Source organism: Pseudomonas sp. FJ2-5-13, assembly GCF_029201605.1.
In the GTDB taxonomy this organism is placed as follows: Bacteria; Pseudomonadota; Gammaproteobacteria; order Pseudomonadales; family Pseudomonadaceae; genus Aquipseudomonas; species Aquipseudomonas lactis.
The window spans coordinates 4750916-4764685 of sequence record NZ_CP104045.1 but is presented as its reverse complement, the minus strand read 5'-3'; the positions used below and the strand labels follow the sequence as shown (position 1 = coordinate 4764685).

The window sequence follows — 13770 nt, the reverse complement described above, 5'->3', positions numbered from 1 at the left end:
ACGCAGACCCTATTGACGATACTTACTCAACTATCCTTTCAGCTTCTTTACGAGGCTGTCGTAAATCGCTAGATCCATGTCGCAAATTCACAGCCTGAAATGTAGCCAGGCTGACAACTTCAATGCTGTTTTCAGACTTCTTTCAAAGTTTGAACACATCCCTGATACACATTGAAACGCCACTATTTTTATCGCGAAACACCTGTGTCCAAACGGGTGCCGTTGCCGACGATAGAGGGGTGAATGCAACAAGCGTGCTCAAACCGCCGACCGAATGTCATTTTTTCGTGAAAAGTGTGATGAACCTGTAAAAACCGCATAAGCACGGGGGTTTTACGCCATTTGGGTTGGGCTTGACGCCAGGGTGTTACCCAGGTTCGGTGGCACCTGAATCCTTTACCTGGGTAAAACGTTACCGGTTGACCCTTATCGGTGGGTAATCGGCGGATCCCTTTGAGGCACAGGTGGGTCATTTTGGTGCATCCCGTTGAGGCCCGGCCTAGCGTTGCTCCTCTGGGTTACTGCCTCTAAAGGGTGCATTTTTTTGCCCGACTGCCTCAAGGCCGCCAGCATTGCCCGTGAAGCCTTGGGCATTCGAAGGTATGCTGGGCACCTGTTACCGACCTGCCGAACGGAGTGCCACGTGTTCGCCTTAGATCAACGCCTGCAACAAGATACCTTGGCCATTGGGGACTTCCCGCTCTGTCGCCTGCTGCTGTCCAATGACGCGAATTACCCCTGGTTCATCCTGGTGCCACGCGTCAACGGTATCAGCGAAGTGTTTCAACTGGATGTCGCAGATCAACAAACCTTGTGGCAAGAAACGACGGCCTTGGCGCAGTTGCTCAACGAGGGTTTGGCGGCCGACAAGATGAACATCGGCGCGCTGGGTAACGTGGTCAGCCAGTTGCATGTGCATGTGATTGTGCGCAAGCGCGACGACGCCGCCTGGCCAGCCCCCGTGTGGGGCAAGCATCCAGCCCAGCCCTACACCGAAGAGCAGGTGGCCGCGATTCTCAGCCGATTGCGCGAGCTATTACCTGCCGACTTCACCTTTACCCAGGACTGAACCATGGACCTGCAAGAACGCGTTACCGACCTGGAAAGCCGCCTGGCCTTCCAGGACGACACCATTGAAACCCTCAACGACATCCTGGTTGCCCAGCAGCGGGCCATCGAACGCCTGCAATTGCAGATGACTGCACTGCTCAAGCGCCAGGAAGAAATGGGCGGGCAGTTCGAGTCATCCGAAGAAGAAGCGCCGCCGCCCCACTATTGAATGTGCACGCAATAAAAAACCGCGACCCAGCCAAGGCTGGATCGCGGTTTTTTTTGCTGCGAAGGCTAGGAATCAGCGACGCGGCAGGGCAGCGATGACGTCTTCGGCTTGCAGGCCCTTGTCACGGTTCATCACCGAGAACTCCACGCGCTGGCCTTCGACCAGGACGCGATGGCCTTCGCCACGAATGGCTCGGAAGTGGACGAAGATATCGTCGCCCGAATCGCGGGAAATGAAGCCAAAGCCCTTGGAGGTGTTGAACCACTTGACGGTCCCGGTATCCCGGTTGGTCATGTCATAGTTTTGCGACGCGGCCGCTGGAGACGAGCGGTAGAAGCTGATGGCCAGGTGAAGAACGATGGCGACCACAGCAATCACCAGGCTGAGCAGGATGGCCGGATGGCCCCCGACTTCAGGCATGGGCGCCAGGAGGGTGAGGGTTTGTACGACAACAGTCAGCACCAGCAGCGCACTGACCAGGTTTTGCAGTTGATGACGCGTGCCTTTGTTCCAGTAAGGGATTACCGGTGCGAGCGTCAGGTTAAGAAGGCCGAACAAGGCCAGGTACAGGGCGTCGTGTTGTTCCAGATAGGGCAGGCTTTCAGGCTGCAGGCTCGGAATAAAGGACAGCAGCAACGCTGCAACGCCCGTTAGCAGGTGGACGATTTTCAACATTTTGGTTAACTCACGTTAAGACGGATCACAAGGAAGAGCTGACTGGCACGGTTCGCTTCTGAACAATGGGAGGCGTTGAGCACGTGCGCGGGTATCAGCCTATGTGACGTGCCGCAGGAATAAACGGCAGCCACACCGCGTCTATTTAACAGCAAAGGCTGTGCCTACTCAAATCAAGCATTTCGGGGTGTTGCCACGGCCACGGCATTTCTGCGTCAAACGCTTGTCCTAGACAGGTGCGGGATTTTTCATTGGCATGCCGAGACTCTTCCCACAGGTAAACAGGCTTGCCAAGTCAGATCCCGTAGGCGGTGCGGGGCGATTTGCCGCATGTCGCTCGGGTGTGTCGGGCTGCACATGGCGCACTCTCTTGCTAGAGTGGAGCTGCACCTGATCAATGAATGCTCGTCAATTGAAGGGGAAACACATGGCAATCGATATTGGTATCAGTGAAGAAGACCGTAAATCCATCGTCGACGGACTTTCCCGCCTGCTTTCCGATACCTATGTTCTGTATCTGAAGACCCACAATTTCCATTGGAACGTCACAGGCCCCATGTTTCGTACGCTGCACCTGATGTTCGAGGAGCAGTACAACGAGCTGGCGCTGGCAGTGGACTCCATTGCCGAGCGTATCCGTGCCCTGGGCTTCCCGGCGCCGGGTGCCTATTCGATTTACGCGCGCCTGTCTTCCATCAAGGAAGAAGAGGGTGTGCCGAGCGCCGAAGAGATGATCAAGCAGTTGGTGGCCGGCCAGGAAGCGGTCACGCGTACCGCGCGAGGCATCTTCCCATTGCTCGACAAAGTCAGTGATGAGCCGACGGCGGACCTCTTGACCCAGCGTATGCAGGTTCACGAGAAAACCGCGTGGATGCTGCGCTCCCTGCTCGAGAACCAGTAACGGTTAAACCCAGGCGGCGCCTTGGGCGCTGCCTGCTGGTTTCCCTGCGCTTCCTGGCGTTGTCCTACGACTAACTACTCCCCGTCTTCTGGCTGCTCTGCGCTGGCTGCTGTTTTATAGGCCCATCGTCCAATGGGAGAAACCTGTTGGCTGCTGTTTGGCAATGGAGTGTCAGGTGTATGTCACGTGGAGTGGGTAAGGGAGTGATGGAAGCCTGTGGTTTTCACAAGATAAAAGTTGACCCTTTTTCGAAGGGGTTTGATATGGGACTGGCCAAGCCACTGTCCCGGTCGGTCAGGCTCAATGGGTTTTCTACCTGCCTGCGGCTTGAACAGATCTATTGGAACATCCTGACGGAAATCGCCAGGCTCAATACCTGTTCGGTCAGTGCGTTGTTGTCCTATGTCGACCGGGAAGTGCATTTGCGTTACGGAGGCGTGAAGAACTTCAGTGGGCTGGTGAGGGTGGTGTGCGTGGTCCACGTGCTCAAAGGCCGGGGCGCCCTCACGTCCGAGGACACGCTCGCGCAGTAGTCCGGTGGTCGGCCCGTCATCCTGGCGGGCCGGGCCCTGGGCACAAAGCCGGCTGCGCTGTGTTGATTTACCAGATATAATCCCGCGCTTTGCTGCGCATGCCGGGGCTTTATGCACAGGGCAGGGCGTGGCGCTGTAACGATCTGATCGCCGAGACATCTCCATGCCCATGTACGACTATCAATGCGCTTCCTGTGGTCATCAGTTGGAAGCCATTCAGAAGATCAGCGCCGCGCCGCTGGTCGATTGCCCTGCCTGCCAGGCACCTGAGTTGAAGAAGATGTTGTCCATGCCGGGCTTCCGCCTGAGCGGCAGCGGCTGGTACGAGACCGATTTCAAGACCGGCGCCAAGAAGAACCTGGCGGGCGGCGACAAAGCAGACTGAGTTGAACTCTACGCGCAGGCTCCTGCATTATCCGTCCCCTGCTTAACTGTACGGTGACGAGGCAGGCCTGCCACCGAATTTCGAATTACGAGAAGTGAAACCACGACCATGATGCGCAGCCACTATTGCGGCCAACTGAACGAGACCCTGGAAGGTCAGGAAATCACCCTTTGCGGATGGGTTCACCGTCGCCGCGACCACGGCGGGGTGATCTTCCTCGATATCCGTGACCGTGATGGTCTGGCCCAGGTGGTGTTCGACCCGGACCGCGCCGAGAGTTTTGCCGCCGCCGACCGCGTGCGCAGCGAATACGTGGTGAAGATCACCGGCAAGGTACGCCTGCGTCCGGCCGGTGCCGTGAACAAGAACATGGCGTCCGGCGGCATCGAAGTGCTGGGCTATGAGCTGGAAGTACTGAACGAGTCGGAAACCCCGCCGTTCCCACTCAACGAATACTCCGATGTGGGCGAAGAAACCCGCCTGCGCTACCGCTTCCTGGACCTGCGTCGTCCGGAAATGGCCGAGAAGCTGCGCCTGCGTTCGCGCATGACCACCAGCATCCGCCGCTTCCTCGACGAAAACGGCTTCCTGGACGTCGAAACGCCGATCCTCACCCGGGCCACCCCGGAAGGCGCGCGTGACTACCTGGTACCGAGCCGTACCCACGCCGGCAGCTTCTTCGCCTTGCCGCAATCGCCACAGCTGTTCAAGCAACTGCTGATGGTGGCCGGCTTCGACCGTTACTACCAGATCGCCAAGTGCTTCCGTGACGAAGACCTGCGCGCTGACCGCCAGCCGGAATTCACCCAGATCGACATCGAGACCAGCTTCCTCGATGAAACAGAGATCATGGGCCTGACCGAACAAATGATCCGCAACCTGTTCAAGGAAGTGCTGGGCCTGGAGTTCGGCGAATTCCCGCACATGACCTTCGAAGAAGCCATGCGCCGCTACGGTTCCGACAAGCCAGACCTGCGTAACCCGCTGGAACTGGTGGACGTGGCCGACCAGCTCAAGGACGTCGACTTCAAGGTGTTCAGCGGCCCGGCCAACGACCCTAAATGCCGTATCGCCGCCCTGCGCGTGCCTGGCGGCGCGAGCATGCCGCGCAAGCAGATCGACGACTACACCAAGTTCGTCGGCATCTACGGTGCCAAGGGCCTGGCGTACATCAAGGTCAACGAGCGCGCCAACGGCGTCGACGGCCTGCAATCGCCGATCGTGAAAAACATCCCTGAAGCCAACCTGAACACGATCCTTGATCGCGTCGGTGCGGTTGACGGCGACATCGTGTTCTTCGGCGCCGACAAGGCCAAGATCGTCAGTGAAGCCCTGGGCGCGCTGCGTATCAAGCTCGGTCACGACCTGAACCTGCTGACCTGCGAATGGGCACCGATGTGGGTTGTGGACTTCCCGATGTTCGAAGAGAACGACGACGGCAGCTTCAGCGCCTTGCACCACCCGTTCACTGCGCCGAAGTGCTCCCCGCAAGAGTTGGAAGCCAACCCTGCAGGCGCGCTGTCCCGTGCCTACGACATGGTGCTCAACGGTACTGAGCTGGGTGGCGGTTCGATCCGTATCCACCGCAAAGAGATGCAGCAAGCGGTATTCCGCCTGCTGGGCATCAACGAAGCGGAACAGGAAGAGAAATTCGGCTTCCTGCTCGACGCCCTGAAATACGGCGCACCGCCGCACGGTGGTTTGGCGTTCGGCCTGGACCGTTTGGTAATGCTGATGACCGGCGCCCAGTCGATCCGTGAAGTGATCGCCTTCCCGAAAACCCAGAGCGCTGCGGACGTCATGACCCAGGCCCCGGGTGTGGTGGATGCCAAGGCCTTGCGTGAACTGCACATCCGTCTGCGCGAGACGCCGAAGGCTGAGTAAGGCTGCAGCGTGAAAGCGCGATAAGGTTGTACGCAGTCAAAAAGGCGCATCTTCGGATGCGCCTTTGCGTTTAAAAGAGGGAAATCTCGCCTGGGCGGGATTGATAAGGTTTCTAGAGAATTTCGGAGTTGTGTTATGGCTGGCCATTCCAAGTGGGCGAACATCAAGCACCGCAAAGAGCGTCAGGATGCCAAGAAGGGCAAGATCTTCACCAAGTGGATCCGCGAACTGACCGTCGCAGCCCGCCAGGGTGGCGGTGACCCGGGCTCCAACCCGCGTCTGCGCCTGGCGCTGGACAAGGCGTTGGGCGCGAACATGAGCCGCGACATTATTGACCGCGCCGTGGCCCGTGGTGCCGGTGCGGCCGATACTGACGACATGGTCGAGCTGACCTACGAAGGCTACGGCCCGGGCGGCGTGGCGGTGATGGTTGAGTGCATGACCGACAACCGCAACCGTACCGCCGCTGCGGTGCGCCATGCGTTCAGCAAATGCGGTGGCAACCTCGGCACGGATGGCTCGGTAGCCTACCTGTTCGAGCGCAAGGGGCAGATCACCTTCGCACCCGGCACCGATGAAGACGCGCTGATGGAAGCCGCGATGGAAGCGGATGCCGATGACGTCGTGACCAACGAAGACGGCTCTATCGATGTATTTACCTCGTTCGCCAGCTTCTACGCCGTGCGTAACGCCCTGGAAGCCGCTGGTTTCAACGGCACCGACGCGGAAATCGTGATGCTGCCGACCACCAGTGCCGAACTGGACCTGGACGGTGCGCAAAAGGTGCTGAAGCTGCTGGACATGCTTGAAGACCTGGATGATGTGCAGAATGTGTACTCGAATGCCGACATTCCTGAGTCTGTGGCCGAGCAGCTCACTTAAGAGCGATGAATATCCCCTGTGGGAGCTGGCTTGCCTGCGATAGCATCACCTCGGTTTGGCAGAAGCACCGAGGTGCCCGCATCGCAGGCAAGCCAGCTCCCACAGGGGTTCTATGCTGTTACACAAATGTGTGCCTGGCACATACCGTTGTAAATCCAACCCGCAGGCGTTATGACTTTAATCCTAGGTATCGACCCCGGTTCGCGCATCACCGGTTTTGGCGTGGTGCAGCAGACCCCGCGCGGCTGTGTGTACGTTGCCTCGGGCTGCATCCGCACCGGTGCCGGCGAGTTGGCCGAGCGGCTGCAGATCGTTTATCGCGGCGTGCGTGAAGTCATCCAGACCTACGGCCCGGTCACCATGGGCATCGAAAAAGTGTTCATGGCCAAGAATGCCGACTCGGCGTTGAAGCTTGGCCAAGCCCGTGGCGCCGCTATCGTGGCGGGTGCCGAGGAGGGCATGGAGATCGCTGAATACACCGCGACCCAGGTCAAGCAGGCCGTGGTCGGTACCGGTGGTGCCAATAAGGAGCAGGTGCAGATGATGGTGATGCACATGCTCAAGCTCACTTCAAAGCCGCAGATCGACGCCTCGGACGCCCTGGCCATCGCCATTTGCCATGCGCACACCCGTTCCAGCCTGCTGCCTCACGGCTTGGGCGCAGCACGTAGTCGTGGCGGGCGCCTGCGTCTCTGATAGCATCAGCGCAATCGTTATTTTTGCGGTCAGGCCTTGAACTGACCCCCAAGCTTTAAGGATCTGAACCGTGATTGGACGCTTGCGCGGCACCCTGGCTGAGAAACAGCCGCCGCACCTGATTCTGGATGTGAATGGGTTGGGTTATGAGCTGGAAGTGCCCATGACCACCCTGTATCGCCTGCCGTCGGTCGGCGAGCCGATAACCTTGCACACGCATTTGGTGGTGCGTGAAGACGCGCAACTACTCTATGGTTTCATCGGCAAGCGCGACCGCGATTTCTTCCGCGAGCTGATTCGTCTCAATGGCGTGGGGCCCAAATTGGCCCTGGCCTTGATGTCGAGCCTGGAAGTGGATGAATTGGTGCGTGCCGTATCCGCCCAGGACACCTCGGCCCTGACCAAGGTGCCGGGAGTGGGCAAGAAGACCGCCGAGCGCTTGCTGGTCGAGCTCAAGGACCGCTTCAAAGCCTGGGAGGTGGTACCGAGCATGTTCGCCCTGGTACCGAACCAGCCGGATATGCCGGCGGCCCAGGTTGCCAGCGCCGAAAGCGATGCGGTCAATGCGCTGATCTCCCTGGGCTACAAGCCCCAGGAAGCCAGCAAGGCCGTATCGGCCATCAAGGACAAGAACCTGAGCGCTGAAGACATGATTCGCCGTGCCCTGAAGGGAATGATTTAAGTGATTGAAGCCGATCGTCTGATCGCGGCCACCGGCCCGCGTGACCGTGAAGAAGTCCAGGACCGGGCCATCCGCCCGCTGAGCCTGGCCGAATACATCGGCCAGCCCACCGTGCGCGAGCAGATGGAGCTGTTTATCCAGGCCGCGCGCGGGCGCAGTGAGTCCCTGGACCACACCTTGATCTTCGGCCCGCCGGGGTTGGGCAAGACCACCCTGGCCAATATCATCGCCCAGGAAATGGGCGTGTCGATCAAGTCCACCTCCGGCCCGGTGCTGGAACGGCCGGGTGACCTGGCGGCGCTGCTGACCAATCTTGAACCCCATGACGTGCTGTTCATCGACGAGATCCATCGCTTGTCGCCGATTGTCGAGGAAGTGCTGTACCCGGCCATGGAAGACTTCCAGCTCGACATCATGATCGGCGAAGGCCCGGCGGCCCGCTCGATCAAGCTCGACCTGCCGCCATTCACCCTGGTGGGCGCGACCACCCGTGCGGGCATGCTGACCAACCCGCTGCGAGACCGTTTCGGCATTGTTCAACGTCTAGAGTTCTATAGCACCGCCGATCTGGCGACCATTGTCAGCCGTTCGGCGAGTATCCTTGGCTTGCCCCTGGACCCGGAAGGCGCCTTTGAAATCGCTCGACGTGCTCGTGGCACGCCGCGAATCGCCAACCGCCTGCTGCGCCGCGTGCGCGACTTTGCCGAGGTGCGCGCCAAGGGCCACATCACCAAGGCCGTGGCGGACTTGGCCTTGAACCTGCTGGATGTGGACGAGCATGGCTTCGATCACCAGGATCGACGCCTACTTTTGACCATGATCGAGAAATTCGACGGTGGCCCGGTCGGCGTGGACAGCCTGGCCGCGGCCATCAGTGAAGAGCGCCATACCATTGAGGATGTGCTGGAGCCGTACCTGATCCAGCAGGGCTACATCATGCGAACCCCGCGGGGCAGGGTGGTGACGCGCCATGCTTACCTGCACTTTGGGCTAAACATTCCGTCACGATTGGGAGAGATGCCCGTGGTAGACGAATTCCTCGATGCAGTAGACGATTAAAAAATTGCAGGAGCGAGCTTGCTCGCGAAAAACGCCAACGATAATGCGGTATGTCTGGTTATACGTGGCGCGCTCAGGTTCTTCGCGAGCAAGCTCGCTTCTACAGGGTATTTGTCGTGTGGGGTGATTTATCCGAGCTTTGTGCTGTCCCAGTGTCTGGCGTCGTCATTTGAAAGCGTTCAGGAATGAAAAAACAGTTGCCCAGCCAATTGGCAACCTGAGGAGTAAGCACTAGAGTATGCGCGCGCAAAACGGGGATCAGTCGTTCGCACATCGCTGTCGCGTTTATTACGAGGACACCGATGCCGGCGGCATCGTTTATTACGTCAATTACCTGAAATTCATGGAACGGGCTCGAACCGAGCGGCTGCGGGAGTTGGGTTTTGCCCAGTCCGAGCTGGTAGGCGAGGACCTGTTATTCGTCGTGCATTCCAGCGAGGCGCGTTACCACGCACCGGCGCGACTGGACGACGAATTGCTGGTCAGTGCCGAAGTCATCGAATTGAACCGTGCCAGCCTGCGTTTCAAACAGCAGGTCAGGCGGGCCACGGATGCAACGCTGCTCTGTGAGGGGCAGTTCCTGGTGGCGTGTGTGCGCACCAACAGCTTGAAACCTCGGGCCATTCCCGAAACTCTACGTGCGGCCTTTGCCGCCGTGAGCGGCGCGGGTCAACAATCAAAGCAGGAGATTTAGCGTGGAACCTACCGTCGTCGACCATTCCTCCATGTGGAGCCTGGTCAGCAATGCCAGTGTCGTGGTTCAACTGGTCATGCTGACCCTGGTAGCCGCATCGGTTACCTCTTGGGTCATGATTTTTCAGCGCAGCAACATGCTGCGTGCCGGTCGACGTGCCCTGGAGAGCTTTGAAGAGCGCTTCTGGTCGGGTATCGACCTGTCCAAGCTGTACCGCCAGGCCGGCAGCAACCCGGACCCGGACTCGGGCGTCGAGCAGATCTTCCGTGCCGGCTTCAAGGAATTCTCCCGTCTGCGCCAGCAGCCTGGTGTAGACCCGGAAGCGGTGATGGAAGGCGTGGCCCGTGCCATGCGCGTGGCCATCTCCCGCGAAGAAGAGAAACTTGAGCAGGGCCTGCCGTTCCTCGCCACCGTGGGTTCCGTCAGCCCGTACATCGGCCTGTTCGGTACTGTATGGGGGATCATGAACTCCTTCCGCGGCCTGGCCCAGGCGCAGCAAGCCACACTGGCCACCGTGGCCCCGGGTATTGCCGAGGCCTTGATCGCCACCGCGATCGGCCTGTTCGCCGCTATCCCCGCAGTAATCGCCTACAACCGTTTTGCCGCCACCAGCGAAACCTTGATCGGCCGTTACTACACCTTCGCCGATGAATTCCAGGCGATCCTGCACCGTAAAGTGCACACCAGCGAAGAATAAGCAGGTAATTCCCAATGGCTTTAATCGCTCGAGCTCGCAAAAAGCGCAAGCCGGTCGCCGAGATGAACGTAGTGCCCTACATCGACGTGATGCTGGTACTGCTGGTGATCTTCATGGTGACCGCGCCGATGCTCAACCAGGGCGTGAAGGTTGATCTGCCCAAGGTTTCCAGTGAAGCCTTGCCGCAGGACAACAACACTCAGGTCCTGACCATTTCGATCAAGGCTGACAAGACCTATTACTGGAACCTTGGCAGCGAAGTCGACACGCAAAAGCAGCAGGACAAGGCCCTGACCTTGCCGGCCATGACCGATGCGGTGACCAAGATCATTCGCTCCGGCAACGAAGGCGGCAAGCACACCCAGGTGTTTATCCGGGGCGACAAATCGGTCGACTACGGCTCCGTCATGGGTGCCATGGGCGGGCTGCAGAAGGCCGGCGTCGGTAACGTTGGCTTGATTACCGAGGCGCCCTGATGCAGCAACAGCGAGAGCCGTCCGCCTCGGAAAGCTACTTCTGGCCTGGCGTGTGGGCAATTGCCCTGCACGTCCTGGTGTTCGGCATGCTGTTCGTCAGCTTTGCCATGACGCCGGACCTGCCGCCAGCCAAGCCGATCGTGCAGGCGACCCTGTATCAGCTGAAATCGAAAAGCCAGGCCACCACCCAGACCAATCAGAAGATTGCGGGTGAGGCCCAGAAGTCGGCCGCGCGCCAGACTGAAGTCGAGCAGATGGAACAGAAGAAGGTCGAGCAGGAAGCGGTGAAGGCTGCTGCGGAACAAAAGAAAGAAGAGGCGGCTCAAAAGGCCGAGGAATCGAAAAAGGCTGACGAAGCCAAGAAGGCCGACGAGGCGAAAAAGGCTGATGAAGCCAAGAAAGCCGAGAAAGCTGCCGAAGCGAAAAAGGCCGAAGAGAAACAATTGGCTGATATAGCCAAGAAGAAATCGGAAGAAGAAGCCAAGAAGGCTGCCGAAGAAGAGGCCAAGAAAAAGGCCGCTGAAGAAGCCAAGAAAAAGATCGTCGAAGACGCGAAGAAGAAAGCCGCCGAAGACGCCAAGAAAAAAGCTGAAGCAGACGAGGCGAAGAAGAAAGTCGCCGACGAAGCGAAGAAGAAAGCTGCCGCCGACGCCTCCAAGAAGAAGGCCCAGGAAGCAGCGCGCAAATCCGCCGAAGAGAAAAAGGCCCAGGCCCTGGCAGATTTGCTTTCCGACACGCCGCAGCGTCAGCAAGCCTTGGCCGATGAGCGTGGCGATGAAGTCGCGGGCAGTTTCGACGACCTGATTCGGGCGCGGGCAGCAGAAGGTTGGACACGTCCACCTTCGGCACGTAAAGGCATGACAGTAGTGCTGCAGATCGGCATGTTGCCGGACGGTACGGTGACTTCGGTCAGCGTGGCCAAGTCCAGTGGTGACGGTTCGTTCGACAGTTCGGCGGTTGCCGCGGTCAAGAACATTGGCCGGTTGACCGAGATGCAGGGAATGAAACCAAGTGACTTCGCTCCCTATCGTTCATTCAAGATGACATTCACACCTGAGGATCTAGCCTTGTGAGAAACCTTCTTCGAGGAATGCTTGTCGTTATTTGCTGTATGGCAGGGATAGCGGCGGCAGATGAAAAGAACATCCTGGTAACCAGCGGCAGTGATCGGGCCACACCGATTGCAGTCGTGCCGTTCGGTTGGCAGGGCGGCAGCGTGCTGCCGGACGACATGGCCCAGATCGTCAGCGACGACCTGCGTAACTCCGGTTACTACGCGCCGATTCCAAAAGGCAACATGATCAGCCAGCCAACCCAGGCCAGCGAAGTCATCTTCCGTGACTGGAAGGCGGTCGGTGCCCAGTACCTCATGGTCGGCAGCATCACGCCGGCCGGCGGTCGCCTGCAGATCCAGTACACGTTGTTCAACGTGGCCACCGAGCAGCAGGTTCTGACCGGCAGCGTATCGGGTACCGCCGAACAACTGCGCGACATGGCCCACTACATCTCGGACCAGTCGTTTGAAAAACTCACCGGTATCAAAGGGGCGTTCTCGACGCGCCTGCTGTATGTCACGGCTGAGCGTTTCTCTGTAGACAACACCCGCTACACCCTGCAGCGTTCGGACTACGACGGTGCACGCGCAGTGACTTTGCTGCAGTCCCGTGAGCCAATCCTGTCGCCGCGCTTTGCGCCGGACGGCAAGCGTATTGCCTACGTATCGTTCGAACAGCGTCGCCCGCGCATCTTTGTGCAGCACATCGATACTGGCCGTCGTGAGCAGATCACCAACTTCGAAGGCCTCAACGGTGCGCCAGCCTGGTCGCCGGATGGTTCACGCCTGGCTTTCGTGCTGTCCAAGGACGGCAACCCCGATATCTACGTGATGAACATGGCCTCGCGTCAGCTCTCGCGCGTGACCAGCGGCCCGGGCATCAACACCGAACCGTTCTGGGGTAAGGATGGCTCGACCATCTACTTCACCTCCGACCGTGGCGGCAAGCCTCAGGTCTACAAGGCAAATGTGAACGGCGGCGGTGCGGAACGTGTGACCTTTATTGGTAACTACAACGCCAACCCCAAGCTTTCGGCCGATGAAAAGACGTTGGTGATGATTCACCGTCAGGATGGTTTCACTAATTTCCGGGTTGCGGCCCAGGATTTGCAGCGCGGAACCGTAAAAATCCTTACAGATACCAACCTTGATGAGTCAGCCACTGTTGCGCCCAACGGCACCATGGTAATCTACGCCACCCGCCAGCAGGGCCGGGGAGTCTTGATGCTCGTGTCCATCAATGGACGCGTAAGGCTCCCACTTCCTACCGCACAAGGCGAAGTCAGAGAACCATCCTGGTCCCCTTACCTGAACTGACGCGGCGCTACAAAAAGAAGTACTTAACACACTGGGGTTCATTAGGAGTTTCACGATGGAAATGCTGAAGTTTGGTAAGTTTGCTGCTCTGGCTCTGGCTCTGTCCGTAGCCGTTGGTTGCTCCTCTAAAGGCGGCGACAATGCCGGTGAAGGCGCAGCTGTTGATCCAAACGCTGGTTACGGCGCCAACACTGGTGCGGTCGACGGCTCCCTGAGCGAAGAAGCTGCTCTGCGCGCTATCACCACTTTCTACTTCGAATACGACAGTTCGGACCTGAAGCCAGAAGCCATGCGCGCTCTGGACGTTCACGCCAAGGACCTGAAAGCTAACGGCGCTCGCGTTGTTCTGGAAGGTAACACTGACGCCCGTGGTACTCGTGAGTACAACATGGCTCTGGGCGAGCGTCGTGCGAAAGCCGTTCAGCGCTACCTGGTACTGCAAGGTGTTGCTCCAGGCCAACTGGAACTGGTTTCCTACGGTAAAGAGCGTCCAGTTGCAACTGGCAACGACGAACAGTCGTGGGCTCAGAACCGTCGCGTCGAACTGCGTAAGTAA

17 protein-coding genes are annotated in these 13770 nt (G+C 58.9%); 16 read left to right on the top strand and 1 reads right to left on the bottom strand.

Features of this window, described 5'->3' with window-relative positions:
- The first annotated feature begins 643 nt into the window (after positions 1 to 643).
- Complete coding sequence (locus tag N2A98_RS21035; protein ID WP_069558445.1) at positions 644 to 1069, top strand: HIT domain-containing protein; 426 nt, start codon at positions 644 to 646, stop codon at positions 1067 to 1069.
- A 3-nt stretch (positions 1070 to 1072) separates the two neighbouring features.
- The gene (locus tag N2A98_RS21030) at positions 1073 to 1279 is read left to right on the top strand and encodes a SlyX family protein (RefSeq protein ID WP_078803696.1); all 207 of its coding nucleotides are present in this window, start codon (positions 1073 to 1075) and stop codon (positions 1277 to 1279) included.
- Between the two features lie 72 nt (positions 1280 to 1351).
- Here the strand turns inward: N2A98_RS21030 and N2A98_RS21025 are convergent, their stop codons facing one another.
- Entirely contained in the window at positions 1352 to 1954 is a 603-nt protein-coding gene (locus N2A98_RS21025) for a cold-shock protein (protein WP_003193875.1), read from the bottom strand.
- Between the two features lie 427 nt (positions 1955 to 2381).
- On the opposite strand from N2A98_RS21025, the gene N2A98_RS21020 reads away from it, so the two are divergent.
- The 14 genes from N2A98_RS21020 to pal all read left to right on the top strand — a co-directional run bounded on the left by N2A98_RS21020 (position 2382) and on the right by pal (position 13770).
- On the top strand, positions 2382 to 2855 hold the full coding sequence (locus N2A98_RS21020; RefSeq protein ID WP_003193874.1) for a Dps family protein: 474 nt from the start codon (positions 2382 to 2384) through the stop codon (positions 2853 to 2855).
- A 179-nt stretch (positions 2856 to 3034) separates the two neighbouring features.
- The gene (locus tag N2A98_RS21015) at positions 3035 to 3388 is read left to right on the top strand and encodes a ribbon-helix-helix domain-containing protein (RefSeq protein WP_047711670.1); all 354 of its coding nucleotides are present in this window, start codon (positions 3035 to 3037) and stop codon (positions 3386 to 3388) included.
- 163 nt (positions 3389 to 3551) lie between these two features.
- A complete protein-coding gene (locus N2A98_RS21010) occupies positions 3552 to 3773 on the top strand; it encodes a zinc ribbon domain-containing protein (RefSeq protein ID WP_003193872.1) in 222 nt (73 codons plus the stop codon).
- A gap of 108 nt (positions 3774 to 3881) precedes the next feature.
- Positions 3882 to 5657: an aspartate--tRNA ligase gene (aspS, locus tag N2A98_RS21005; RefSeq protein WP_032895509.1), complete on the top strand. Its 1776-nt coding sequence runs from the start codon at positions 3882 to 3884 to the stop codon at positions 5655 to 5657.
- Between the two features lie 135 nt (positions 5658 to 5792).
- Positions 5793 to 6539 (top strand): YebC/PmpR family DNA-binding transcriptional regulator, encoded by a 747-nt coding sequence (locus N2A98_RS21000; RefSeq protein ID WP_003193870.1) that lies wholly within the window; start codon positions 5793 to 5795, stop codon positions 6537 to 6539.
- A gap of 171 nt (positions 6540 to 6710) precedes the next feature.
- Complete coding sequence (ruvC, locus tag N2A98_RS20995) at positions 6711 to 7235, top strand: crossover junction endodeoxyribonuclease RuvC (RefSeq protein WP_019821257.1); 525 nt, start codon at positions 6711 to 6713, stop codon at positions 7233 to 7235.
- A gap of 70 nt (positions 7236 to 7305) precedes the next feature.
- Positions 7306 to 7917: a Holliday junction branch migration protein RuvA gene (gene ruvA, locus N2A98_RS20990; protein WP_003193868.1), complete on the top strand. Its 612-nt coding sequence runs from the start codon at positions 7306 to 7308 to the stop codon at positions 7915 to 7917.
- Positions 7918 to 8976: a Holliday junction branch migration DNA helicase RuvB gene (gene ruvB / locus N2A98_RS20985; RefSeq protein WP_003193867.1), complete on the top strand. Its 1059-nt coding sequence runs from the start codon at positions 7918 to 7920 to the stop codon at positions 8974 to 8976.
- A gap of 238 nt (positions 8977 to 9214) precedes the next feature.
- Entirely contained in the window at positions 9215 to 9670 is a 456-nt protein-coding gene (ybgC, locus tag N2A98_RS20980; RefSeq protein ID WP_003193866.1) for a tol-pal system-associated acyl-CoA thioesterase, read from the top strand.
- A 1-nt stretch (position 9671) separates the two neighbouring features.
- The gene (gene tolQ / locus N2A98_RS20975; protein ID WP_003193865.1) at positions 9672 to 10367 is read left to right on the top strand and encodes a protein TolQ; all 696 of its coding nucleotides are present in this window, start codon (positions 9672 to 9674) and stop codon (positions 10365 to 10367) included.
- 23 nt (positions 10368 to 10390) lie between these two features.
- Positions 10391 to 10843: a protein TolR gene (gene tolR, locus N2A98_RS20970; protein WP_161793227.1), complete on the top strand. Its 453-nt coding sequence runs from the start codon at positions 10391 to 10393 to the stop codon at positions 10841 to 10843.
- Positions 10843 to 11916, top strand: a complete 1074-nt coding sequence (tolA, locus tag N2A98_RS20965; RefSeq protein WP_003193863.1) for a cell envelope integrity protein TolA — start codon at positions 10843 to 10845, stop codon at positions 11914 to 11916. The genes tolR and tolA overlap by 1 nt, the downstream gene beginning before the upstream one ends.
- 17 nt (positions 11917 to 11933) lie before the next feature.
- On the top strand, positions 11934 to 13214 hold the full coding sequence (gene tolB / locus N2A98_RS20960; protein ID WP_032874245.1) for a Tol-Pal system beta propeller repeat protein TolB: 1281 nt from the start codon (positions 11934 to 11936) through the stop codon (positions 13212 to 13214).
- A gap of 55 nt (positions 13215 to 13269) precedes the next feature.
- Entirely contained in the window at positions 13270 to 13770 is a 501-nt protein-coding gene (pal, locus tag N2A98_RS20955; protein ID WP_003193861.1) for a peptidoglycan-associated lipoprotein Pal, read from the top strand.